Origin of the sequence: Spirosoma sp. 209, from assembly GCF_002006735.1 — a bacterium.
In the GTDB taxonomy this organism is placed as follows: domain Bacteria; phylum Bacteroidota; class Bacteroidia; order Cytophagales; family Spirosomataceae; genus Spirosoma; species Spirosoma sordidisoli.
The window spans coordinates 19,470-42,326 of the sequence record NZ_MVEC01000020.1 but is presented as its reverse complement, the minus strand read 5'-3'; the positions used below and the strand labels follow the sequence as shown (position 1 = coordinate 42,326).

19 protein-coding genes are annotated in these 22,857 nt (G+C 58.2%); 5 read left to right on the top strand and 14 right to left on the bottom strand.

Features of this window, described 5'->3' with window-relative positions; translation table 11 throughout:
- Window positions 1-46 precede the first annotated feature (46 nt).
- Window positions 47-1,381, bottom strand: a complete 1,335-nt coding sequence (gene argH, locus B1C80_RS24180; RefSeq protein ID WP_077923841.1) for an argininosuccinate lyase — start codon at window positions 1,379-1,381, stop codon at window positions 47-49.
- 177 nt (window positions 1,382-1,558) lie between these two features.
- Here argH and B1C80_RS24175 point away from each other — a divergent pair, with 177 nt between their 5' ends.
- Window positions 1,559-2,740 carry a Gfo/Idh/MocA family protein gene (locus B1C80_RS24175; protein WP_139361726.1) on the top strand — a complete coding sequence of 394 codons (1,182 nt, stop codon included), beginning with the start codon at window positions 1,559-1,561 and terminating at the stop codon, window positions 2,738-2,740.
- Here B1C80_RS24175 and B1C80_RS24170 read toward each other — a convergent pair whose 3' ends face one another.
- The 3 genes from B1C80_RS24170 to B1C80_RS24160 form a co-directional block, all read right to left on the bottom strand.
- Window positions 2,741-4,030, bottom strand: coding sequence for an MFS transporter (locus B1C80_RS24170; protein WP_077923839.1), 1,290 nt, complete (start codon window positions 4,028-4,030; stop codon window positions 2,741-2,743). It abuts the gene before it with no gap.
- Between the two features lie 28 nt (window positions 4,031-4,058).
- A complete protein-coding gene (locus B1C80_RS24165; RefSeq protein ID WP_077923797.1) occupies window positions 4,059-4,667 on the bottom strand; it encodes a hypothetical protein in 609 nt (202 codons plus the stop codon).
- Between the two features lie 80 nt (window positions 4,668-4,747).
- A complete protein-coding gene (locus B1C80_RS24160) occupies window positions 4,748-5,971 on the bottom strand; it encodes a Gfo/Idh/MocA family protein (protein ID WP_077923796.1) in 1,224 nt (407 codons plus the stop codon).
- Window positions 5,972-6,129: 158 nt separating this feature from the next.
- On the opposite strand from B1C80_RS24160, the gene B1C80_RS24155 reads away from it, so the two are divergent.
- Entirely contained in the window at window positions 6,130-6,672 is a 543-nt protein-coding gene (locus B1C80_RS24155) for an alpha-amylase family glycosyl hydrolase (RefSeq protein WP_077923838.1), read from the top strand.
- Between the two features lie 255 nt (window positions 6,673-6,927).
- Here the strand turns inward: B1C80_RS24155 and B1C80_RS24150 are convergent, their stop codons facing one another.
- Both B1C80_RS24150 and B1C80_RS24145 read right to left on the bottom strand, forming a co-directional pair.
- Entirely contained in the window at window positions 6,928-7,224 is a 297-nt protein-coding gene (locus tag B1C80_RS24150; protein ID WP_077923795.1) for an HPF/RaiA family ribosome-associated protein, read from the bottom strand.
- A gap of 39 nt (window positions 7,225-7,263) precedes the next feature.
- On the bottom strand, window positions 7,264-8,430 hold the full coding sequence (locus B1C80_RS24145; protein WP_077923794.1) for a hypothetical protein: 1,167 nt from the start codon (window positions 8,428-8,430) through the stop codon (window positions 7,264-7,266).
- A 449-nt stretch (window positions 8,431-8,879) separates the two neighbouring features.
- Here B1C80_RS24145 and B1C80_RS24140 point away from each other — a divergent pair, with 449 nt between their 5' ends.
- The 3 genes from B1C80_RS24140 to B1C80_RS24130 are packed head-to-tail and all read left to right on the top strand — an operon-like array spanning window position 8,880 to window position 12,158.
- On the top strand, window positions 8,880-11,132 hold the full coding sequence (locus B1C80_RS24140) for an ATP-binding protein (protein ID WP_077923793.1): 2,253 nt from the start codon (window positions 8,880-8,882) through the stop codon (window positions 11,130-11,132).
- Entirely contained in the window at window positions 11,125-11,559 is a 435-nt protein-coding gene (locus B1C80_RS24135) for a response regulator (protein WP_077923792.1), read from the top strand. Before B1C80_RS24140 ends, B1C80_RS24135 begins: the two co-directional genes overlap by 8 nt.
- Window positions 11,556-12,158 carry a biliverdin-producing heme oxygenase gene (locus tag B1C80_RS24130; RefSeq protein WP_077923791.1) on the top strand — a complete coding sequence of 201 codons (603 nt, stop codon included), beginning with the start codon at window positions 11,556-11,558 and terminating at the stop codon, window positions 12,156-12,158. The genes B1C80_RS24135 and B1C80_RS24130 overlap by 4 nt, the downstream gene beginning before the upstream one ends.
- On the opposite strand, the gene B1C80_RS24125 is transcribed toward B1C80_RS24130, so the two are convergent.
- From B1C80_RS24125 to B1C80_RS24090, 8 genes are all read right to left on the bottom strand, one after another.
- Complete coding sequence (locus B1C80_RS24125; RefSeq protein ID WP_077923790.1) at window positions 12,155-14,092, bottom strand: ATP-binding protein; 1,938 nt, start codon at window positions 14,090-14,092, stop codon at window positions 12,155-12,157. The two genes, B1C80_RS24130 and B1C80_RS24125, sit on opposite strands and share 4 nt — an antisense overlap.
- 44 nt (window positions 14,093-14,136) lie before the next feature.
- On the bottom strand, window positions 14,137-16,185 hold the full coding sequence (locus B1C80_RS24120) for an ATP-binding protein (protein ID WP_077923789.1): 2,049 nt from the start codon (window positions 16,183-16,185) through the stop codon (window positions 14,137-14,139).
- Window positions 16,186-16,350: 165 nt separating this feature from the next.
- Window positions 16,351-16,794, bottom strand: coding sequence for a DMT family transporter (locus tag B1C80_RS24115; RefSeq protein ID WP_077923837.1), 444 nt, complete (start codon window positions 16,792-16,794; stop codon window positions 16,351-16,353).
- A gap of 83 nt (window positions 16,795-16,877) precedes the next feature.
- On the bottom strand, window positions 16,878-18,071 hold the full coding sequence (locus B1C80_RS24110) for a hypothetical protein (RefSeq protein ID WP_077923788.1): 1,194 nt from the start codon (window positions 18,069-18,071) through the stop codon (window positions 16,878-16,880).
- A gap of 136 nt (window positions 18,072-18,207) precedes the next feature.
- Complete coding sequence (locus B1C80_RS24105) at window positions 18,208-19,716, bottom strand: tagaturonate reductase (protein WP_077923836.1); 1,509 nt, start codon at window positions 19,714-19,716, stop codon at window positions 18,208-18,210.
- Between the two features lie 14 nt (window positions 19,717-19,730).
- Window positions 19,731-20,396: a bifunctional 4-hydroxy-2-oxoglutarate aldolase/2-dehydro-3-deoxy-phosphogluconate aldolase gene (locus tag B1C80_RS24100; protein ID WP_077923787.1), complete on the bottom strand. Its 666-nt coding sequence runs from the start codon at window positions 20,394-20,396 to the stop codon at window positions 19,731-19,733.
- Between the two features lie 26 nt (window positions 20,397-20,422).
- The gene (locus tag B1C80_RS24095) at window positions 20,423-21,415 is read right to left on the bottom strand and encodes a sugar kinase (protein ID WP_077923786.1); all 993 of its coding nucleotides are present in this window, start codon (window positions 21,413-21,415) and stop codon (window positions 20,423-20,425) included.
- Between the two features lie 7 nt (window positions 21,416-21,422).
- Complete coding sequence (locus B1C80_RS24090; protein ID WP_077923785.1) at window positions 21,423-22,763, bottom strand: MFS transporter; 1,341 nt, start codon at window positions 22,761-22,763, stop codon at window positions 21,423-21,425.
- Between the last annotated feature and the right edge of the window lie 94 nt (window positions 22,764-22,857).

Sequence of the window (22,857 nt, the reverse complement as noted above, 5' to 3'; positions counted from 1 at the left end):
ATAAACCAAACGACGCGACCGGGCTTCGGTCGCGTCGTTTGGTTTGTTAGGCCAGAAGCCGGGCGGTTGCCTGCTGGGCCCGTTCGGCGCCGAAACCGGCGCGGGCATCCTGCATATGGGCTACGATCAGGTCGGTGCCGAGGTTGCCGATGCTGCCTTCGTGGGTGTGGTGCAGCTGGCGGGGCGGCTCGTAGGTGTGCTGGGCAATCTCCTGACCCACGATCCGGTACGCTTCCCGAAACGGCACACCCTGAAGCACGAGTTCGTTGACCCGCTCCACGCTGAAGAGCAGATCGTACTTCGTATCGTTGAGCAGGCTGGGCTTCACCTGCAGGTGCTCGAGCATGAATTCAGTGATTGACAGGCAGTCGAGCAGTTCGTCGAAGGCGGGCATCAGCACTTCTTTCAGAATCTGCATATCGCGGTGGTAGCCGGAGGGGAGGTTGCTCAGCACGAGCGTCACTTCCATCGGCAGCGCTTTCAGCCGGTTGGTCTTGGCCCGGAGAAGCTCGGCTACATCGGGGTTTTTCTTGTGGGGCATAATGCTGCTCCCCGTCGTGAGCGCGTCGGGCAACGTCAGGAAACCGAAGTTCTGGCTGTTGTAGAGGCAGATATCCATAGCCATGCGCGAGAGGGTAGCGGCCACCGCAGCCAGGGCCGTTAGGGCCGTCTGCTCGGTTTTACCCCGGCTCATCTGGGCGTAAACTACGTTGACATGCATGCCTTCGAACCCGAGCAGTTCCGTGGTGAGTGAGCGGTTGAGCGGAAACGAAGAGCCATAGCCAGCGCCGGACCCCAGCGGGTTTCGGTTGGCCAGCCGGTAGGCGGTCTGCAGGGTCAGCATATCGTCGGCCAACCCTTCAGCATACGCACCGAACCACAGGCCAAACGACGACGGCATGGCAATCTGGAGGTGCGTATAGCCCGGCAGCAAATCATCTTTGTGCTGCTCCGACCGACTGACGAGCCTGTCGAACACCCGCTGAACGCTGTCGGCAACGGCCCAGAGCCGGTCGCGGGTAAATAATTTGAGGTCGACCAGCACCTGGTCATTCCGCGACCGACCCGAGTGAATTTTCTTGCCTACGTCGCCCAGCGCCCGGGTCAGCAGCAGCTCAACCTGCGAGTGTACGTCTTCAACGCCTTCTTCAATGACGAACGTACCGGCCTGTATCTGCGCGTATATCTGTTTCAACTCCCGGCTGATATCATCCAGCTCGGAGCGGGTCAGCAGATGGATGGTCTCAAGCATCTGCGCATGAGCCAGGTTTCCCAACACGTCGAACGGAGCCAGGAACAGGTCCATCTCCCGATCGCGTCCAACGGTGAAGCGTTCGATTTGGTCAGCGGTACTGACGCCTTCTTTTTGCCAGAGTTTCAAGGTGGTGACAGCGTAAAAAGTGTGATCGGGCAACCGGCTGGTTTAGAACCCGCCTGCCCGGATAAGCCATGTACGGGCGCAAAGGTACAAACGGACCGGGGCGTTTGTGCGGTTGGCGCGTGGTTAGATCGGAGGAAGAACCGGCTTTTCCGGCTACTGAGTACAACGTAAGCACCCATGAACCGAAAAATAACCCGCCAGACGTTTCTGGCCCAGGTCACTGCCCTGACCACCACCACGGCCCTGACCCCGGCTTTAGCTGTTCCCCAGTCGGCTGCCCGTGTAACCGACGATAAAAAAGTACGCGTCGCCGTCATTGGCTGCGGCAGTGTCTCGAATATGTACCTGCCGCACCTGAGCAAGTCGCCGTTCGTTACGCTGGTCAGCACCTGCGATATTCTGCCGGAGCGCGCGCAGCAGGCCGCCACGAAATACGCCATCCCGAACCATTATCCGCACATCGATGCGCTCCTGGCCGGGGCGCCCTTCGACCTGCTGGTCAACCTGACCAATATGCAGGAACACGGTCGGCTGAACCGGCAGGCCCTGCTGGCTGGCAAACACGTATGGAGTGAGAAGCCTATGGCCAATAGCTACCGCGAAGGTCGTGAGCTACTCACGCTGGCTATCCAGAAGAAGGTCCGGATCTGGGGCGCTCCGGCGGTGGTGCAAAGTCCGCAGTTTGCGTTTATGGCGCAGGCTATTCAGGCGGGTAAACTGGGGCGGGTGTCGGCCGCCCACGCGCATTACGGCCACCTCGGCCCCGACTGGTCGGCGTTTTTTTTCGAGAAGGGGGGCGGTAGTCTGCCTGATCTGGGGGTCTACAACATCGCCACCCTGACGGGGTTGCTGGGGCCGGCCCGTTCGGTGATGGCCATGACCAGCATCGTAACCCCCACCCGCAATACCGGCAATAAAGGCCCCATTGCCGTAGTCGCCGAGGATAACGCCATGGTATTGATGGAACACGCCAACGGTACGTTATCGCACATACAGTGCGGATTCAATTATTTCGATCCCTACGGACACGAAGGCAAGGGGCAGGAGAAACCGACTATTTCGGTCTGGGGCACCAAAGGAAACCTAGCACTGATCGGTTACGACTGGGCACCGTTCGGGGTCGATCTGGCCACGCTGGACGACGAAAAAGGGCAGCGATACGCCACCGACCGGGCCGATTATGTCTGGGAAATGGGGGCGTCGGTAGTGGCCGAATGTCTGGCTACCGGCAAAGAACCGTTTATCCGGCCCGAACATGCCCTGCACGTTCTCGATATCATCGAAGCCGCGCGCAAGTCGGGCGATACCGGACAGCGGGTCAAGCTGGCGTCGACCTTCCAGTGGCCCGTGCGGAGCTGATCAGCCCGTTACGTTGTCAGGAACCGGCTGCTGGGTTGGCTCGATGCGGAGCTGTTTCCCAAACCACCAGAAACCGGTTGCCGACAGGAGCGCGATGCTGGCCATGATCAGCCAGTGGCTGGCAAAGCCAACGTAGGTTACCATCAGTGAGCCGAACGCGGGCGAGGTGGTCTGCGCAAAGGCTCCGCCCATGGCATACAGGGCCAGGTACTGCCCCCGCGTGGCCGGGCTGGCCCGCTCTACCGTGAAGGACTGCATAAAGGGTATGGCCAGCATCTCGCTGATGGTAACCAGCATGATAAACGAGAACGCAACGCTCAGCCCGGTGAAGCCCGGTAGCCCGGCCAGCGACAGCAGCGCGTACGACAACGCGCCCACTACGACCCCCATGCCGATGAGCCGGGGTTTGGGGACCTGCCGTTGCTCAAGACCATAGACCAGCGCCATCTCTACGGCAACGATCACCAGTCCGTTCAGCGCCATAAAGCCGCCGATGGTACGCTCGGTCAGGTTCAGTTCCTGCTTGAAAAACAGCGGTACAAGGGTGAACAGCTGCATGAACACCATCAGATACAGGGCCGAACAGACCACAAAGCCGACAAAAAGCCGGTCGCGGTACGGCGACTGCGCGGGTTGATGCCCGGCCGTCGGTGCGTTCGGCAGGTGGCTGCCGGCCGGGGGGCGGGTTAGCGGCTGGGCCGTTGCGGGCCGGGGCAGAAAGGAGCCCAGCACGATGCCGGCCGCTACGCAGGTTAGCCCGTCTACCCAGAACAGCAGGCTATAGTCGACACTGGCGAGCCAGCCGCCGAGACCGCCCCCCACCGCCCAGCCGAGGTTGATGGCCAGCCGGTTGAGCGAGAAAGCCCGGGTTCGGGTGTCGGTGCCGGCATAATGAGCCACGGCCGCCTGGTTTGCCGGCCGGAAGGTATCGCCCAGCAAGGTGAAGACAAAAACACTGCCGCACAGGGTGTAAAACTCGGTTACGAACTGGAGCAGTAGCAGAAAAACACCTCCCGACAGCAGGCTGATCAGCTGTACGTAATAAAAGCCGTATCGGTCGGTGAGCCGCCCACCCAGAAACGTTCCCACGAAAGCGCCCACACCGTAGACAGCCATGATGATACCGGCGTTGGTGACGGAAAAATGCAGATGCTGGGTCAGGTATAGCGTCAGGAAAGGCAGCACCATGGTGCCGCAGCGGTTGATGAGCATCACACCCGCCAGGAGCCAGACCGATGGCGAGAGACCCTGGTAGGCATTGCGATACAGACGAATTGTACGTTGCAGCATGGCCGCAAAGGTAGGCGTTTCGGCTGGCTCAGCCTCGGCGCTGGGCCGCCGGGTCCTCGCCGGGGGCCACAAATATCTTTTTATCGGTAATGAGCGGGCGGTGCTCCTCCAGAAAGGCTTTGAACAGCCTGATCTCTTCCAGCTGCCGGTCAATGGGGTGGGTCAGGCTGTAGCTTTCTACGTACACGTCATTAAAATCCGTGATGACGTATTCCATCAGCCGGATTCCTTTTCGCTTCAGCGCGTGCAGGTACAGGTTCTGGTGGTTGAACAGATACCGGTCTTTCTGGTACGAGCCAGTTGTTTTCAGGTCAACTGCCTTGAACGTACCAATCAGGTCGACATAGCCGTAGAACAAAACATCGTCGATCTGCCACTGACAAAATACCTGGGTGTCGACGATAGGGCGGGGCAGCAGCTTACGAACCCGCCGGACAATTTCCGGGTCGAAGCGCTCTTCATTGGTGCCTTTGATAATGGCTTCCTCGAACGAGGTGCCGCGCTCCTGGGCGTCGGTGGTGGGCGTTGGCACCCGGTTGATGCTGTCAATCAACGCCTGGGCCGAGAGATTACCACCGCGGACGTAGCGCGAAAAAACGTTGAGCAGCGATGGGTAAAAACGATAGTGTACAGACATGCGTTTGCCAGATGAGGGCCTGAAGATAGAGACAAAAGCCCCAACGTGTCAGGGCCTTGCCGGGTTAGAACAGAAAGGGCTTACCGACTGGCAACGGCGGTCGAATCCAGCACCTGGCGTACGTCGGCGGTCGAGACGGGCCTGCCGGTTTCGGCCGCGCGGTAGATGGCTTCGATCAGCTGAACATCCCGCATGCCCATCTCGCCCGGAACGGTGGTTTCTTTGTTGTTCAGAATGCAGTCGGCAAAGGCATCCATCTGGCGGGCCTGCTGGTTCACGTTCTCGATGTCCATCTTCCCCCGGCTGGTTTCGCCCTTGAGGCCATCGTACTGATAGGCCGGGGCCAGCTCGAACCAGCCGCTGGCCGCTTCGGCCCGTAGCTTATTGTACTTGTCGTTGTAGCTGGTTCGGCAGTCGGCAATGGACCCGTCGGCGAATCTTAACTGGAAGTCGATACCTTCTTCTACCTCTTTGAATTTTTCCTTGTCCGTTACGGGGTGGAATTTAGCCGTAACCGAAATGGGTACCTGGCCCTTGGTATAGATGGCGCCCTGAATGCAGTAGACGCCAACATCGGGCAGGGGGCCACCACCCGCCAGGCCTTTGCCCAGCCGCCAGGGGGTGTCGTTACCCTGTTTCTGGCCGTTTTCGGCAATGATCCGGTTAACCTTCCCGTAAGTTTGTTTCTGGCCCAGTCGCATCATTTCCAGGTTATGAGGTTCAAAATGAAGCCGGTAACCGATCGAGAGTTTCTTGCCCGCTTTCTTACAGGCATCGATCATCTTCTGACAGTCTTCGGCGGTGGTAGCCATCGGTTTTTCGCAGATGACGTGCTTACCAGCCTGAGCCGCCCGGATGACGTATTCGGCATGGAGGGCGTTTGGCAACACCACGTACACGATGTCGATTTCGGGATTGTCAGCAATCTGGTCGAAAGTCTTGTAGGTGTAGGCGTTCTTATCAGGGATGTCGTATTTCCGTTTCCACTTGTCTATTTTTTCGGGGGTGCCCGACACAATCCCTGCCAGCCGGCAGTACTCCGTTTCCTGCAGGGCCGGGGCCAGTTCGCCCTCGCTGTACTTGCCCAGCCCGACCAGCGCAATGCCCAGTTTGCGGCCCGACTCGGTTCGGCCTGAGCCAGCGGCATCGGTGCCTGCCGTTTCGTTGTTCGAGCTGCCTCCGCAGGCTTGCAGACTCGCCAGGGTAGCCAGGCTGGGTATGGCCACGGCCGCTGCGCCCAGATGCCGGATAAAGTCCCGGCGGATGAGCGAGGAGTTGGGAATAAACAAAGGCGAACGGTTCATAAGAGCAGGAGTTGTTTACGGGTCATTGGTCTGATTACTATAGCTGTCAACCCGGTCAAAATTGAAATGTTTGGATTGGTATAGTAATCAACTAGGTAAAGTAGTTTAACCTTATTGACTCAATGGGGTTTACTCGGTACATCGTTCTCCATGCCCTTATGAGCAGATTGAGACCAGGCGCCGGCCTGTTGGCGGGCGTATTGGCGTCGCTGTCGGTACGGGCGCAGCCCATTCCGGTGCCGGCCGATTTTCTGAATGAGTTTTGGTACAAAAACAGCCTCGTTTACAACCTCGACGTTGAGGTGTTCAAAGACTCCGACAACGACGGTATCGGCGATGTCAATGGCCTGACCCAGCAGCTCGGTTATCTGAAGAACCTGGGCGTCGACGTAATCTGGCTGTCGCCTTTTCAACCAACGCCCAACAAAGACGACGGCTACGACGTGTCCGATTTTTACCGCATCGATAAGCGCCTGGGCACCGAGCGCGACTTCCAGACGTTCATGCAGCAGGCCAGCCGCCGGGATATCCGGGTCGTGATGGCTCTCGTTATCAACCACACCTCCAACGAGCATCCGTGGTTCAAAGAGGCCCAGCGCCGTAAGGATTCGCCATACCGGTCGTGGTACGTCTGGTCGAAGGAGCGGCCTAAGGACTGGAACAAAGGCATGGTTTTTCCGGGCGTACAAACCGAAACTTAGGGTGGTTCAGCAACCAGAGTTGGGCCGATGTTGAAGGACTCCAACCTCATTCCTTGGCCTGTAGCATGCTGTTTTCACTACCGGAAACCCCTCGTACTTCAAGAGGTCGGTAGTCGAACGGTGAGTTAACTGGCTGACGAATAGAGCATTATTGGTTGGTTGGTGGGTGTTTATCGTCGGGGCGGGTGGATGTGACAGCGCTGTTGTCCCCGCCTGGCTTTGGTTGTGAATCAATTGCCGCTGGTAGCGGGCTATCTAGTCAACAAACTGCCGGCGTAGTTTATCGCTGGCATCGCGCAGGCCGGCTGCCCAGGATGGACCGGCACCTTCGGCAAACAGATCGGTGCCGGGAATCCCCAGCCGCCAGCGAACCGTCTTGTTATTGGTGGGGTTACGGCCTTCTTCGCGGAGGTAGAAGTCGGCCGCTACGATGTCCTGCCGAAAGCGCATGACCCGTCGAAGTTCATGTTCTACCTGGTTCAGCAACTCGGGCGTTTCCCGAAACCCAACCGTTTGCAGGTCTATTTTGATGCGATCGATGGTGTATTCCATACTGGTTTTAGCGTATTAAATGAGAGAATGAACTGACTGTTAAAAGCGGAATAAGGCCGCTACGGAACCCGACCCCTGAGGGTCTACGATGGTCATGTCATCGACCATATATACCTCTCCGCCCTGGCGAAGCGTCAGCAGCGCTACCCGATCCAGCAGCGACTGGTCGTCCGGCTGGCGCTCGTCGTGAAGGGTAGTAGCCAGCGTAGCTTCGTCAAAATGCCCCCATACGTCGGCCTCAGACTGCAAAAACAGCACGTCGATGCGGCCCATCACGGCTGCTGTCAGCAGCTGCCGCAGATCGCGCGATACGAGTGACGTGCCGCTATGCTGCTGGTACTGGTCGATGCGTAGCTGCCGGTTTTGCCTGAAATCATCGATCAGCAGTTCGTTGGCCATCCGATGAATGTCACGGGGCTGAACGTGATCGAAGTTGCCGGTTAGTCCTTCTTTTCTGAGATACGGATACGAGTTGATCTGCTGGTAGATAGGCTGGTAATAGGCCACCGACGCCAGGAGCAGCGGCACATTTCTGGTGCCCATCAGCTTGATAACGCCCTCGTCGATAAGCCGGAAATAGTCGGCCAGCAGATGCCCTTTTTCTTTGTTGTCCAGGTCGTCGCTGGTGTACCTGGTAGCCATACCGCCCCGGCCTGTCGTACGCCCCTGCAACTCTTCCTCGAAATCGTAATACTGGGTAATATCGCTCAGGCCCAGGGGCATCACCTCGCCGGTATCGACCTGAGAGATAGAGAACGGGTCGGCCTGGTAGAGAACCACGCCGTCTTTGCCAACCTGAAGGACGTAATAAATCGGGAAGGGCTCGGCAAACGTCAGCAACGGCCGCACCCGGAAGCTGGAGTCCAGATGGCAGCTGTTCTCCAGCGGAAGCGGACTCTGGAAAACGGCGAAGTAATCGGGGTTCCGGAACACCGCCAGTCCTTCGCGCTGGTGGCGCCAGAACGGCGAGTTGTCGAGCAGGGACTCCAGCGGTTGCATCAGCTCGTCGATGTCGTTGCTGCGCAGTGACTGCTGTTCGAGGGCCCGCCGGATGGTCTGGCTGTGGTTTTTGAACGCAAGCTGATCCTGTCTCTCGTTAACTTCCTTGCCCCTGACGTGGGTAGGTATAAAAATAGAGATGCATTGTTGATGACTCTGGTCGGCCAGTTTGAGTATAGTTTCCTTTTCGGCGCGTACTAAATCCATATGTTCGTCTGTTTAGGCGGCCCTTCAGGACCGGGTGTACTATGGCTATGTGCGATGACAGCCTTTATAAATGAACCCGGTATGGCTAGAGATTGATTTGTAAATAATTGATTATAAGTTTTTTATAATTTATTTCTAAGTAATTTATAAGGTCGATCCAGGGTAACGCCGGGCCGGGCCTGTGTGCCGGTCAACTGGTTCATGGGTAGCGCCGTAGGCGTGCTGAAACGGGTGTCGGGCCCGCTCTTCGGAAGACTACCAACCGGGCCGATGGGTAAATTTATCCGGGCCAATGGGGCTTGGGGTGCTTTCCTGGCAGTTAGTAGTATGGCCTGGTTGGTACATTTAGCATATATGACGTATATTGCCTATCGTAATGCTTTTACTGCCATCAACAGGGGTCGGCTAGCTAGCAGTTGACCAGGCAACAAATGCCGTTTTTACACAGAATGACTCACTTCAACGTTGACCTGACGAACTGCGAGCAGGAACCCATTCATATCTTAGGCCATATCCAGTCACACGGTTATCTGGTGGCGCTACGGCCCGACACCTACGTGGTTGTACACGCGAGTGCCAACCTGCCGGATCTGATCAACCAGCCGGTGGCCGACGTACTGGGCCAGTCGATCGAGGTGCTGCTGGCCCAGACCGACCTGCCCGCCAGTACCCTGGTCGAGTTGCTGAACGTAGGGCAGCGCAATCACTCCTGGGATACCATTAACCCGCAGGCCCTGCGGATCAACGGTCACCCCTGGAACCTGATCGTCCACGAGTATAACGGCCTGTTGCTGCTCGAGTGGGAGCCCGTTCAGGAGCCCGAGCTGATTTCGCTCAATCAGCGGCTGATTGCCGAAGCGCTGACCGAAATGCAATCGAGCCGGCAGCTGGTCGAGCTGCTGCAAAACACCGCCCGGCGGGTCAAAACCATCATCGGCTTCGACCGGGTTATGGTTTACCGCTTTGCCGACGACTGGCACGGGCAGGTCATCGCCGAAGAGAAAGAACCGCATCTGGAACCGTTTCTGGGGCTGCATTACCCGGCCTCCGACATTCCCCGGCAGGCGCGCGAACTCTACAAGATCAATCTTGTGCGACTGATTGCCGATGTTGGCAGCACGCCCGCCCCCATACTGTCGCAACCCGGCTGGCCCGATGATCAGCCGCTCGACCTGACTCAGTCGTCGCTGCGGGCCGTATCGCCGGTGCATATCGAGTACCTGAAAAATATGGGGGTTCAGGCGTCGATGAGCATTTCGCTGCTGTACCGGGGCGAACTGTGGGGCCTGATGTCGTGTCACCATTACTCGCCCCGCTTTGTGGGCTACGGGGCCCGGCAGTCGGCCCGGTTCGTGAGCCAGCTGCTGTCGGCTGCACTGGAGTTCCGAAAAGACGAAGAAGACCAGGCGCAGCTGTTGCTGAGCCGGGAGAACGGAAAAAAACTACACGAGCAGCTCCTCCTCGATGGCGATATCGTACAGGCCCTGACCCGACGTTCGGTGACGGCGCTGGATCTGACCCGGGCAACGGGGGCGGTGCTGCTCTTCAACAACAAACAGTATCCGTTGGGGCAAACGCCCGGCGAAGCCGCTATTCAGGGCCTGGCCGACTGGCTCAGGACCAACACCACCGACTCGATCATCGAAACCAGCCAGCTGCCGCGGCTTTACCCGGCGGCCGAAGCTTTTCGCGAGACGGGGGCGGGTATACTGGCCGTCGTTCTGTCGAGGGAGCTGAACGAATACCTGATCTGGTTCAAGCCGGAGCAGGTGCAGCAGGTGACCTGGGCCGGTAATCCCGAGAAACCGGTGACGGTAAGCGACAACGGGCAAGCCCGCATCAGCCCGCGCAAGAGCTTCGAAGCCTGGACCGAACTGGTTCATAACACCTCGGAGTCCTGGACAGAGACCGAAGTGTCGGCGGCCGTGAAGCTCCGGGAAGATGTGCTGCAGGTAGTTACCCGGCAGGCCAACGAAATCCGGCTGCTCAACCAGCGGCTCCAGGCGGCCTACGAAGAGCTGGATGCCTTCAGTTATACCGTTTCGCACGACCTGCGTACGCCCCTGTCGTCGATCCGCTGCTATGCCGAAATCCTGCAGGAAGAGCACGGTGCTGAGCTGAACCCCGATGCGCAGGTGCTGTTCCAGAAAATCGTGGATTCTACGGACCGTATGCGGGCGCTGATTCGGCATATCCTGTTCTATTCGCGCATGGGACGCACCGAAATCAACGCCCAGCCGATTGATATGGAGCAACTCCTGCAAACGATTCGGGAAGAGATTCTGATTACCGAAAAAGACCGGGTGCTGACCCTCGATATTGACGCGGCTCCGGCCCTTCATGCCGATCCGGTCATGGTGCGCCAGCTGTTTACGAACCTGATGGCCAACGCGGCCAAGTATACCCGCTCGGCCTCCGAGGGGAAGGTCGTGGTAACCGGTCAGCAAACGGCCGACGATGTAATTTATTCAGTGACGGATAACGGTATCGGCTTCGATATGAAAGGGGCCGGTAAGATGTTCGATTTGTTCAAACGATTGGAAAATGCCCGCTCTTTCAAAGGAACGGGGGTCGGATTAGCCATTGTCAAGCGGATTATCAACCGGCATGGCGGAAAAATCTGGTATCATAGCGAACCCAATCGGGGCGCTGCGTTTTTTGTTTCGTTTCCAATCGATCAGGCTAGCGTATATCATGACTGATATTTTATATGTAGAAGACAATATAGATGATGCTGACATTTTCTGTCGATTGATCAGGAAGCTTAACCTGCCAGTCAGCTACACCATACTGAACAGTGGTTCGGAAGCGCTGGAGTACCTGTCGAACCCGCCGGCTGACCATGCGAACCAGGACGTTTCGCTGCCCAAGCTGCTGTTGCTGGATCTGAATCTGGATGGTATGAGCGGCATCGACGTGCTGGAGGTGATTCGGGCCGAAGAACGAACCCGCTGGCTACCTATCGTAGCGTTCAGTACATCCGATAACCCCAAAGATATTGAACAGGCGTATGCCGCGGGGATCAATGCCTATCTCGTAAAACCAGGCAGCTATCAGGCAACGGGCGTGATGTTGCAGCGGCTCTGCGAGTTCTGGCTGCATGACAACACCCGATTCGGAAATCAATGAATACACTTCATGAACAACTACGGCAGGAGACCCGGCTACTCCACGAGCAGACCGAACAGCTGCTGTACACCGATGCGCTGCGGGCCGGTACGCTCTCGGTCGATCAGTACCGCCACCTGCTGCTGATGCATGCGCAGTTTCACGGGTCGCTGGAGCAGGCTATCGATCGGCATCCGGCCTTTTTTCAGGATTACGAACCCGATACGCGCCGGAAAACACCCTGGCTCCTGAACGATCTGGCCCAAACGGGGCTGTCGGCAGATTCGGTGTCTGCCTCTCTGTTCGAAGACTGGTCTCCAGCCTGGCTGCTGGGGGCTGCCTACGTGGGCGAGGGGTCTATGCTGGGTGGCAAAACCGTCTGGAACCTGCTGCGCCAGAGTCCGTTTCTCGATAGCCTGCTGGAGAACGCGCGTTTCTACCGCGGCTATGGCGCCGACACGGGGCAGCGCTGGCGGTTGTTCAGTACGTTCCTGACCTCCGCCGATGCGGAACCGGCTGATGTAGTGGAAGGTGCCCGCCAGGCCTTTTTAGTCTATCAGACGCTATTCCCGCAAACCCGGGCGCAGGCTTACCTTGCCGAGGCCGACCCGTCGGCTTAGGAAACGGGAAGAAACAGCCTGAAGGTGGTACCTTCGTTGGGGCGGCTGCTGACGTCGATGGCTCCGCCGTGGCTTTCGGCAACGCGCTGGCAAATGGCCAGGCCAATGCCCGTTCCGCTATAGGTCGCTACGTTATGAAGCCGCTGAAAAGGCTGGAAGATGCGATCCTTGTATTTCTCGTCGAAACCGATGCCGTTGTCGGTTATGCTGATGAGCCAGAAAGGTACGTTGTCGGGCAGGCTTTCGGGCAGCTCGCCGGGCTGGGCCGGGCGGGCGTCGATCTGAACAAAAGGCGCTACGCTGGGTCGTCTGAACTTCAGGGCGTTTGATACCAGGTTCTGCATCAGTTGCCGCAGGCGCGACGCACTCCCCTGAACGGTAGGGAGCGGGTTCACCTGAACGGTGGCCTTTTTCTCCGCAATCGACACGTCCAGGTCGCTGACAACATCGTCGAATACGTCGTTCAGGTCAACGGCAGCGTAAGGGTCCCGGTGGGCAGCCACCTGCGAATAGGCCAGCAGATCCTTGATCAGCAGCTGCATGCGGTTGGCCGACTTCTGAATGCGCCGGGCCATGTCGCGTTCCCCTTCCGACAGGTTGTCTTCGAACTGGTTCTGGAGAATATCGCTGAAGGCCTGGATCCGGCGCAGCGGCTCCTGCAGATCGTGGCTGGCTACGTAGGCAAAGGATTGCAGACTCTCGTTCGACTGTTGCAGCGTCCGGTTGACGGCCTCGAGCTCGAAACGGTACTGCCGGTCGTTGGTCACATCGACGGCCGAGGTAACCACGCCCCCGTCGGCGCCGGCAATGGTAATGGCGTAATAGCGGTTGTTATAGGCTACCTCGAACGAATCGGGCTGACCTGTTTCGATGACCCGTACGTAGCGGGCAAACTCATCGGTTTGCTGGATGTTGGCAACCGACTGCTGCGGAATCACGTCGGTCAGGGGGGCCAGACTCAGCAGGGCCTGCCGGTTGGCCAGCACGGGGCGGAAATCGACGATCTGACCCTGCTCATTCCGAACGGGTTCGTGTAGCGAAATGGCCGTTTGCGAGTGGTCGAGAATAGCCTGTAGCACCTGCGTCTGGCCTTCCTGAGCCAGGCGGGCTTCCCGCTGAGCAGTCACGTTGTTGAAGGTCAGAACAATCAGGTCGGTTTCCTGCCGAACGGCCGATACTTCGAACCAGCCCCGAAATCCGTTCTTATCCTGGTAATAATATTCGGCCTGTTCAGAATAACCCGTGTCGGCCACCCGGGCGTATAAGGCGAAGAACCCCGACTCTACATTACCCGGAAAGACGGACAGCAGCGTTTGGCCAACCAGCTCTTCAGGTTGCCGAAACAGGCTGTTAACCACCGATTTGTTGGCGGTTTCCATCCGGAAATCGATGATCTGACCAGCCGCATCCCGCATGGCCCGCATCAGCAGAATACTGTTCAGCGACGCATCCAGCGTAGCCCGCAGTTCGTCGGCCTGCCGGCGGGCGTGGAGTTCGGCCTGTTTCCGATCGGTGATGTCGATCAGGGAGACAACAAGACCGCTGGCCAGCGGCTCAGCGGTAATCATGTACCAGCCTTCGGTGCCGTCGGCGAGGTAGGTCGATTCAAAGCTATCGGCCTCTCCGGTCTCCAGCACGCGGACGTATCGCGCGAAGAGACCGTTGGTTTTAACCGTCGGCGAAAGCTCAGTCATTTGCTGGCCAACGAGCTGATCGACGGGCCGGCCAATCAGGCTACACAGCCGGGTATTGACCACCCGGTATACAAAATCGATGACCTGCCCGGGTTCGTTGTCGGATGAACGAACCGGCTCGTAATACGCCACACAGCCCGGCGATGCGTTCAGGATTCCCTGCAACAGTGCTACGGGCGACGTGGACAAAGCTGACGCTTCGATGAGGCTATTTTCCGATGTTTGTTGAGTAGCGCCCAAAACGCAAGTAATAAGTAGTTAATAACAAAAGACCAGCCTCCGGCTCATTCGCTGACGGGCAGGTAAACCGAAAACGTGGCTCCCTGCCCCGACTGGCTGCTGGCGGTAATGCCTCCCCCGTGGTTGACGGCTACCTTCTCACAGATGGCCAGGCCCACCCCGGTACCCGCAAATTCGTTTTTACCATGCAGTCGCTGAAACACCTGAAAAATGCGGTCGGTATATTTTTCGTCGAACCCAATGCCGTTGTCAGCTACTTCGACGCGGTGGTAAGCGGCCGCCAGCCGGGTTGGCTTGATCGAGGGAGGGAGTTCGCGGGCCTGCACCGGGTGGCTGCTGATCACCACGTGTGGCGTAACCCCCGGCCGGCTGAATTTGATGGCGTTGGATAGCAGGTTCTGAAAGAGCTGACTCAGCTGCAAAGAGTCGCCCGGAATGACTGGTAAGTCGTGAATGTCAATCTGCGCTTTTGTTTCGGCAATGGATACCGATAGGTTATCCAGAGCCTGATCAACCGCCTGCCTGAGCGCCACCGGGGTTAGTGAGGCCTGCCGGGTCGATATGCGGGAGAACGCCAGCAGATCCCGAATCAGGATCGACATGCGGCCGGCCGCCGACTGCATCCGATTCAGAAAGTCGAGTTCGTCGCCCGCCGAGTCGGCGTAGCGGATCTTGAGCAAATCGCCAAACTGCTGAATTTTGCGCAGCGGTTCCTGCAGGTCGTGAGACGCAATGTAGGCAAACTGCTCCAGGTTCTGATTGGACCGGACCAAGTCGTTGTTAGCTTCTTCGAGCGCGTGATTGACGACCATAAACTCTTCGTTGGTGGTCATCAGTTCCCGGTTCATGACCGCCAGCTCTTCGGTGCGTTCCTGCACTTCCCGCTCCAGGGCCAGCTGCACCCAGCGCTGTTCGGTTACGTCCTGTACGGTACCACTGATTCGGGTGGGCCGTCCGCTGGCATCGACGAATACGTTCCCCTGCGCCCGTAGAATTCGTTCACGACCCGTGCGGGCGGCATCGATGGTATACTCAACATCGTACAGGCGGTTGGGCGACGCCTGGCTTATGATGTCAGAAGCAGCCGCCCAGAGCCGGGCCCGATCCGCTTCCCGAACGGCCAGATAAACATGTTCGCCCGTTACGGATTCGTGAGGCCGCAGCCCGTACCATGCTTTTAGCCGGTCAGAAAAGCGGAACTCAGCGGTAGACAGATCGACTTCCCAGGTACCCAGCTCGGCCAGTTCGATAGCGCCCCGAAAGCGCTCTTCTGCTTCGGCTATCTTTTGCCGGGCGAGTACCTGCTCGGTTACATCGACCGATATGTTCAGCACCGCGTAGGTATGACCAACGGCATTCTGGATGGGCGTATAGGTGATATCGTAAAAATTATGCCGCAGCACACCCTGCTGCACTACATCAACCGGGGTGCCGAAGCTCTGGTGCAGGGTGCCGCTTGTGTATACATCGTTGAGTATCTGTAAAATAGACTGGTTTTCCAGCTCGGGCATCAGCTGCCGCAGGGGTTTGCCCGCAATGTCGGGCCCCTTGCCGATGGTGTCGATAAACGTCTGATTGGGCAGGTCGATCACCAGCTCTTCGCCGGTGAACAGGGCGATGGCAATGGGGGCCGACGCCACGATGAAGCGGAGCCTGGCTTCGCTGGCATCGACCTGCTGGCGGGCCAGAACCTGCTCGGTAACGTCGGCTACCGTACCCGCCAGCCGGTAAGGCAGCCCCTGCTCGTTTACATAGGCTTTGCCCCGGCAGTGTAACCAGCGCTCGCTGCCATCAACGCTGTTGGCGCGGTGCATAATATCGTATCGGCCGTTTTCCTCCTGGTCGATGGCCCGCTGAACGGCCTGCCCAACCCGCAGCTGATCGGCCGGGTGCACCATCGTCAGTACCTGGGCAAACGGCACCTGATTCGCTCCTGAAATACCAAAGAGTTCCTGGCAATGGTCGTCCCACCAGACCTGCTGATTGACCAGATCAATATCCCAGGTTCCAACATGGGCGGCTTGCAAGGCAAACTGCAATCGGTCCAGGGCAAGGGTATCGTATCGACTAAAAGGCTTCTGCTCGCCAGTCATTAATTACGTGTCGGTTTATCCTGCAAGATAATCAATGAGGCTTAATAGCTTTGTCTTCTATAGGTATAATCGATAAAGTGGTATACACCATACCGACCTCCGTTCAGGAGAGCACACACCCGGCAGAAAGAAATGGCGCTCCGGCCAGCAGTCAGGGCCGTGTGCCTAATTGCGAACGACCAGGAGAACCCCGGCCATGATCAGGACCAGCCCCAGCAAACGCCAGCCGTTGGCGGGGTGGAGGGTGAAGCCAAGCAGTCCGTAGTGATCCAGCACAACCGCGGCCAGCAGTTGTCCCGCCACGCTCAGGCTGACCAGGTTACCGGAGCCTATTTTGGGGACGCTGGCAATAACCGTCGATACGTAAATAGCCCCAATAAAGCCACCCGTCCATTTCCACCAGCTTATTTGCCGAAACGTATCGATCGAAGGAGCCGACGAACTCGTTGTCAACAGCACCAGCAGCAGGGACATGAACCCCGTTCCGAATGAGATGGCAGCGGCCAGTAGCGGATTGGTAATGGCCTGCCGCAGATTGGCGTTTACGCCCGCCTGAACCGTTATCGCGAGTCCTGTCAGGAAAGCAAGGAGTAAAAAAACGTAATTCATGACCGCAAAGGTAAGTACTGAACGGTCAGCCTGCCCGGAATCCAATCCCCGTTTGGGCTGAAATACTGCGGCACCTGACCGGCCTACGGCTGCGCAATAGCCAGAAACATTTCGGCGGCCTGCCAGGCGTGAAGAACCGCCAGTTTCTGTTTCACGAGCCCCTTGTCCAGTACGGTCAGCCCCGGATAATGCGCATCGCGGGTTTGCGCTTCCCAGCTCAGCGGGTAGTCGGCAGTACCGACGGGAGCCAGTTTTTGCCGATTGCCGGTGCGGCTTCTGAAATGATCGCTGGCCCAGGCCAGGTAAGGATAGCGCTCCCGGTCGGCGGCTGAAACCGGCTGAGCGGGCACCGGCTCTTCGGCCCGGGCCCACCAGCACAGCGATGCGTAGCTATCGGTCTGTCTGGGCACCGGGTAGGGGTTGGGCAGGCCCAGGGATGCCAGGCCGAAGTTCATCCAGGTGGTCTGATAAACGCCATGTTCGGCCGGTGGCGGTATGGCTCGCCGGGACGAGTCGAGCGCCACGGCCACGACCGGATGGGTTTTGTCCGACACCAGCGATACCAGAAACAGAACCTGACCCAGGTTATCGGCGCCGGTCATATCCTGGTAGCGATCGAGCGGATCGCGCAGGGCCATGATCCAGTCGCGTATCAGAGCCAGGTTGCCGGTTTCGCGCAGGACCATAGCCATCAGGGCCGCGTCCCGATACCGGGGTCTGGCATAGACCATAAAGTTGGGCAGGGGACGACCAGCGCTGATGTTGATCAGCACTTCGTGGTGCAGCACCCGCAGAACAGGCCCGAACGGTTGGTCGGCAAAGCGGGGCAGTGTCAGCGGTCGGCGCGTACCGGGAATCAGGCGCGGGCGTTTGCCGGGTTGCAGTACCCAGACGCCCTGTTCATCTTCCCGAATCTGAACAGACCGGGGGGGCTGCCCCGGTTCGTCGGCCAGGTCGAGATGAACGGTGTATTCGGACGGAACGATAACCTCTTTTTTTACCGTCCATTGTTCTTCGATATTACCGGTGAGCGCGTTGAGGAGCCGCCCGCTGCGGTAGATGAGCTTGAGCCGGTCGCCCATGCCGAAGAGAAAAAAAGACAGCTCCGGCACCGCAAACCGGGCTGGGTAGCCCTGACGAAGCTGGGTCAGGCTGGCCTGGTAGGCTTGCCGCGTTTCGGCGGGGTTAGCGAGTTGCGCGGGGGGCGCCAGACGCTGGGCGCTGGCTGCGAGTGGGAACAGCAGAAAAAACAAATACCGGCTTCGTAGGCAGCTCATGGTCTGATCGGTTTTCTGGCTGTTTCGTCAATAAACGGCCAACGCTGGTAACCGCCTATAAAACTAAAAAATCGGTGTGTTAATCAAACAAAAAGCTTGGTTAACACACCGATATGGATCAGTGCCGATACCGATGTCAGGCAGTCATATGCTGGCGTAGTGTGGCTTCGGCTCCTTCGTTCAGCAGCCGGTTCAGGTTCTCGGCAACGGCGTCGACAAAGCCGGGTAGTGTACTGAGGTCGGCCTGCCAGATGGCTGCGTCAGACAGCACGCTTTTGACGAAGGTATGCACGGTGCTGGCCTCTTTGACATCGACCGTTTGCCAGTCGCCGTAGAAATAGGCTGCTTTTTCATCCCGGATCGGGTACGAAATAACGCCCCCGCTGGCGGTGATCTCGCCAATGAACTGCCCTTCTTCTTCCCGCACCGCTTTCATGAAGAGCAGATAAGCCGCAAAGCCCAGCGCCATATGTTTCGGTACGGCATTGAACTGGTCGTAATAGCGCTGCAGCGTGGCTACGTTACGGGCCTGCATCTTGGCGGTCTCCTGCAACGAAATATTCAGCAGCAGGTGATCGAGATACGGGTTGCGGAACCGGTCCAGCACGTCGAGGGCAAACTGCCGGATGGCGGCTTTGTCCATACCGGGAGTGCCGTAGTCGGGTACGGTCGGAACGATCTCGTCGAGCATCAGCGACTCAACGAACCGGCTCATATCGGCATGCTGCATCTCATCGGCCACGGTTTCCAGACCAAGCAGATACCCCAGCGGCATGGTAAGCGTGTGGGTTCCGTTCAGTACCCGCAGTTTCCGTTCTTTGTAGAAGTTAATGTCTTCGTCGATGATGATCTGGGGCGTTGCGTCGCTGGCAAAGCTCAGCATCTGCCGTACCCGGTCGTCGCCTTCGATGGCCCAGAGGTGGTAAGGTTCGGTGAACGTCAGCAGCTCATCTTCATACCCCGTTTCGGCTTCCAGCGCCTGCCGGGCCTCGTCGGTCGGGCGGGTAACGATCCGGTCTACCAGCGAATTGCAGAACCGGACATGAAACTTGAGCCATTTGGTGAAGAGCTTGCCGAGCTCGTTGAACGTAGCCAGCTTTTCAACGGCCTCGCGCAGTTTGAGCCCATTGTCGGTGACCAGCTCGGTCGGAATAACAACCAGCCCTTTGGCTTTCGACCCACCCACGCTGCGGAACCGCTCGTACAGGAACGCCGTCAGCTTGGCCGGGAACGACTCGGGGGGGCGCTGAAAAATGCTTTCTTCCACGTAGTTCAGACCAACTTCGGTGGTATTCGATATAATGATCTGCAAGGCCGGATTCCGGGCCAGGCGTAATATCTCGTCCCACTGCGTCGGAGCGGCCAGCACCCGGCTGATGGCGGAGATCACGGTTGTTTCGGCCACGTTCTGGCCTTGCTGAACCCCCCGCACCGCTACCGTATACAGGTTGTCCTGTCCGGTAAATTCGTCGGTCTGGCTACCCGTCGATTTAACGACCACAATGGAGCCATTGAACTGGCCCGCTTCATTGGCTTTCTGGACCAGATAGTCGGGTAAACCGCGAAGCAGCACACCGGTGCCAAACTGCAGAATTTTTTCGGGATGAGTAGGGGCCGGGTGAGAAGTACGGTTTAGTCGGGACATAGTGTCAATGGGCGTCATTTTATTTCGGCAATAATACGAACCAGGTCGCTAACAGTGGCTTCTATTTGATCAAACGCACGAGTATCGAGTCGTTCTTTGGGGAAAAGCTGGGAGCCTATGCCAACCGCTACCACACCGGCGCTGAACCATTTGGTCAGGCTTTCCCGGTTCGGCTCAACGCCCCCCGTCACCATAGCGTTGGTATACGGCAGGGGCCCGCGCAGGCTTTTTACGAATCCCGGCCCCAGCACATCGCCCGGAAAAATCTTGACAAACTCAACCCCCCACTCGTGGGCCGTGGTAATTTCGGTCAGGGTAGCGCAGCCGGGCATGTAGGCAACCTTCCGACGATTGCAGACGCGGGCAATATCCTCGATGAAATTGGGGCCTACCACGAAGTCGGCCCCCAGCTGCAGATATAACGCAGCGGTGGGCGCATCGACCAGCGTACCGGCCCCCAGGGCCATGTCGGGGAACTCGCGGGCGCAGAGCCGGCTCAGTTCCGCAAAGCGTTCGTGCGCAAAATCGCCCCGGTTCGTAAACTCAAAGGCCCGGATGCCGCCCCGGTAGCAGGCGGTGAGTACGCCCGCGCAGACCTCGGGGTCAGGATGATAAAAAACGGGCACCAGCGGCACCTCGCGTATGGTTTGATAGACAGACAGTCGGGACAGACGAGCCATAGGAACGAAAAATGGTTACGGCGGAATTACCGCTTCAGTTTACCGGAGCTATCGCCCCGTTCGAGGGTTTCTACCTCGGCCACCGTGGCCAGGTTGACATCGCCCGGAATGGTATGTTTCAGGGCCGATGCGGCAGCGCCGAACTCGACCGCGCGCTGCGGATCGTTGAACGAAACCAGCCCGTAAATCAGCCCGGCCATGTAGGCATCGCCGGTACCGATCCGGTCAACGATGGGGTTCATGGTATAGGTACGGGACTTGAACACGGTTTCGCCATCGTAGAGTTTGGCCGACAGCCGGTTGTGGGAGGCACTGAGCGACGTGCGCTTGGTATCGGTTACGTATTTGACCCGCGGGAAACGCTCCATCAGCGCCCGGCCGGCTTCGGTAAACGTGCTGCCAACGACTCCGTACAGTTCTGAAAACAAGGCTTTGCTGCCCAGCACCAGCGTACAGCCCTCGGTCAGAGCGGGCATGATTTCCTGGGGAGTACGGCCATACTGCCAGAGGTTGCTCCGATAAACGATATCGCCCGAAACCGGAACCCCCAGCCGGTTGGCGGTCTGGATACCGGCCAGCAGACAGTCGGCTGCTCCCTGCGACAGGGCGGGGGTGATGCCCGTCCAGTGGAACCAGGCCGCCCCGGTCAGCACCGTTTCCCAGTCGATCCCGTCAGCCTGGATGCGGGTAAAAGCCGAATCGACCCGGTCGTAGATGATCTGGCTGGCCCGGCTGCCGGCTCCCGTCTCCAGAAAATAAAGCCCCAGGCGTCCGTCGCCGTAACGGATATACTGCGTACCGACATTGTACCGGCGCAGGTAGCCCGCTGCGGCCCGCCCGAGGGCGTGGTCAGGAAAGCGGGTGACGTGGTTGGCATCGAGCCCGAACTGGGCCAGCGAAACGGCAACATTGGCTTCGGTGCCGCCAAAATGCATGTCGAGGACGTCGGTCTGCACAAAGCGTTCCACGCCCGGTGGACTCAGCCGAAGCATGACTTCGCCAAACGTAATAATTTTCATAGATGGGTTATACCAGTTCCTGCGTCAGTTCTTCGGCCTTTACCGGCTCCATTTTGGGCAGTACCAGGTGGATAATAGCCAGCGCAATCAGGTACGCGCAACTGGCAATGATGAACATGGGCAAGTAGCCAAACGCGGTTATAATCCGGCCGGCCAGCAAGGCCAGCAGTATACCGCCAACGGCGCCGAACATCCCCCCGATTCCGGTGACCGAAGCCACCACGTTGCGGGGAAACAGGTCCGATGCAAAGGTATACATATTGGCGGACCAGCCCTGATGCGCGGCCGTTGCCAGTGCAATTAACGCAATGGCCACGGTAAGGCTGCTGGTCTGGGCCGCAAAAAAGATCGGTACAACGCAGAGCGCACAGATGAGCATGGTCGTTTTGCGGGCCCGGTTGGCCGTCCAGCCCCGGTTCATGAGCTGGGTAGTGAGCCAGCCGAAGAAAATACTACCCGCGTCAGATACGACGTAGATGATCAGGAACGGAACGCCAAAGCTTTTGAGGTCGAGTTTTTGGTCGAGGGCATCGTTCGAGTTGAAAAAATCGGGGAGCCACGACATGTAAAACCACCAGATGGGGTCGGCCATGAACTTGCCCACCGCAAAAGCCCAGGTTTGTTTGTAGCCCAGCAGCCGCCCCCAGGATATCTTCAGGGGCGTTACTTTCTCCTGGTCACTCCGGATATACGCCAGTTCGTCGGCCGAGAGCTTGGGGTTCGTTTCGGGTTTGCTGTAGGTCAGCCACCACAATACCAGCAGGCCAAAACCCAGTATACCCGTGACCAGAAACGACGATCGCCAGCCGTATTCCAGAATCAGGTACGGTACGGCAATGGCCGTCAGGATGATGCCTACGTTGGCTCCGGCGTTGAACAGACCGTTGGCAAACGACCGTTCGCGCCGGGGAAACCACTCGGCAATGGTTTTGATCGACGACGGGAAGTTGGCCGCTTCGCCCAGTCCCAGCAGCGCCCGGGCCCAGCGTAGCCCTACCATGTTGTTCACAAAAGCGGTCAGCACCCCCGCAATGCTCCAGACGGTAATGCCGAGCGCGAACCCACGTTTGGTACCGATCCGGTCAATCAGCCAGCCGACCAGCAGAAAACCGATGGCGTAGGCAAATTTGAAGGCCGCGTCAACATCGCCGTAGAGCACTTTGAACCGATCCGTTGCTTCTTTGGTCAGCACCGCATCGGGAGCCAGATCGAGCATTTCTTTGCGAAATACTTCGTCGGTCATGGTGAACGACAAGACCTGCCTGTCTACGTAGTTGATGGTTGTTGCCAGAAAAAGGAGCGCTACGATACGCCAGCGGAAGCGGCCGGAAGTGGTGGTCGTTTGCAAAATAGAAATAGCTTAGTTGGGGAGAAAAGCGCGGGCAGGGCCTTTTTTACCTGACTACAGCTATCGAGTTGTGTTCCTTATTCCATTTTTATCA

Bases quoted from the DNA above. Each gene is read 5' to 3' on its own strand.
- B1C80_RS24175 (WP_139361726.1), top strand. From the start codon at position 1,559: ATGAACCGAAAAATAACCCGCCAGACGTTTCTGGCCCAGGTCACTGCC.
- B1C80_RS24170 (WP_077923839.1), bottom strand. From the start codon at position 4,030: ATGCTGCAACGTACAATTCGTCTGTATCGCAATGCCTACCAGGGTCTC.
- B1C80_RS24165 (WP_077923797.1), bottom strand. From the start codon at position 4,667: ATGTCTGTACACTATCGTTTTTACCCATCGCTGCTCAACGTTTTTTCG.
- B1C80_RS24160 (WP_077923796.1), bottom strand. From the start codon at position 5,971: ATGAACCGTTCGCCTTTGTTTATTCCCAACTCCTCGCTCATCCGCCGG.
- B1C80_RS24155 (WP_077923838.1), top strand. From the start codon at position 6,130: ATGAGCAGATTGAGACCAGGCGCCGGCCTGTTGGCGGGCGTATTGGCG.
- B1C80_RS24150 (WP_077923795.1), bottom strand. From the start codon at position 7,224: ATGGAATACACCATCGATCGCATCAAAATAGACCTGCAAACGGTTGGG.
- B1C80_RS24145 (WP_077923794.1), bottom strand. From the start codon at position 8,430: ATGGATTTAGTACGCGCCGAAAAGGAAACTATACTCAAACTGGCCGAC.
- B1C80_RS24140 (WP_077923793.1), top strand. From the start codon at position 8,880: ATGACTCACTTCAACGTTGACCTGACGAACTGCGAGCAGGAACCCATT.
- B1C80_RS24135 (WP_077923792.1), top strand. From the start codon at position 11,125: ATGACTGATATTTTATATGTAGAAGACAATATAGATGATGCTGACATT.
- B1C80_RS24130 (WP_077923791.1), top strand. From the start codon at position 11,556: ATGAATACACTTCATGAACAACTACGGCAGGAGACCCGGCTACTCCAC.
- B1C80_RS24120 (WP_077923789.1), bottom strand. From the start codon at position 16,185: ATGACTGGCGAGCAGAAGCCTTTTAGTCGATACGATACCCTTGCCCTG.
- B1C80_RS24115 (WP_077923837.1), bottom strand. From the start codon at position 16,794: ATGAATTACGTTTTTTTACTCCTTGCTTTCCTGACAGGACTCGCGATA.
- B1C80_RS24110 (WP_077923788.1), bottom strand. From the start codon at position 18,071: ATGAGCTGCCTACGAAGCCGGTATTTGTTTTTTCTGCTGTTCCCACTC.
- B1C80_RS24105 (WP_077923836.1), bottom strand. From the start codon at position 19,716: ATGTCCCGACTAAACCGTACTTCTCACCCGGCCCCTACTCATCCCGAA.
- B1C80_RS24100 (WP_077923787.1), bottom strand. From the start codon at position 20,396: ATGGCTCGTCTGTCCCGACTGTCTGTCTATCAAACCATACGCGAGGTG.
- B1C80_RS24095 (WP_077923786.1), bottom strand. From the start codon at position 21,415: ATGAAAATTATTACGTTTGGCGAAGTCATGCTTCGGCTGAGTCCACCG.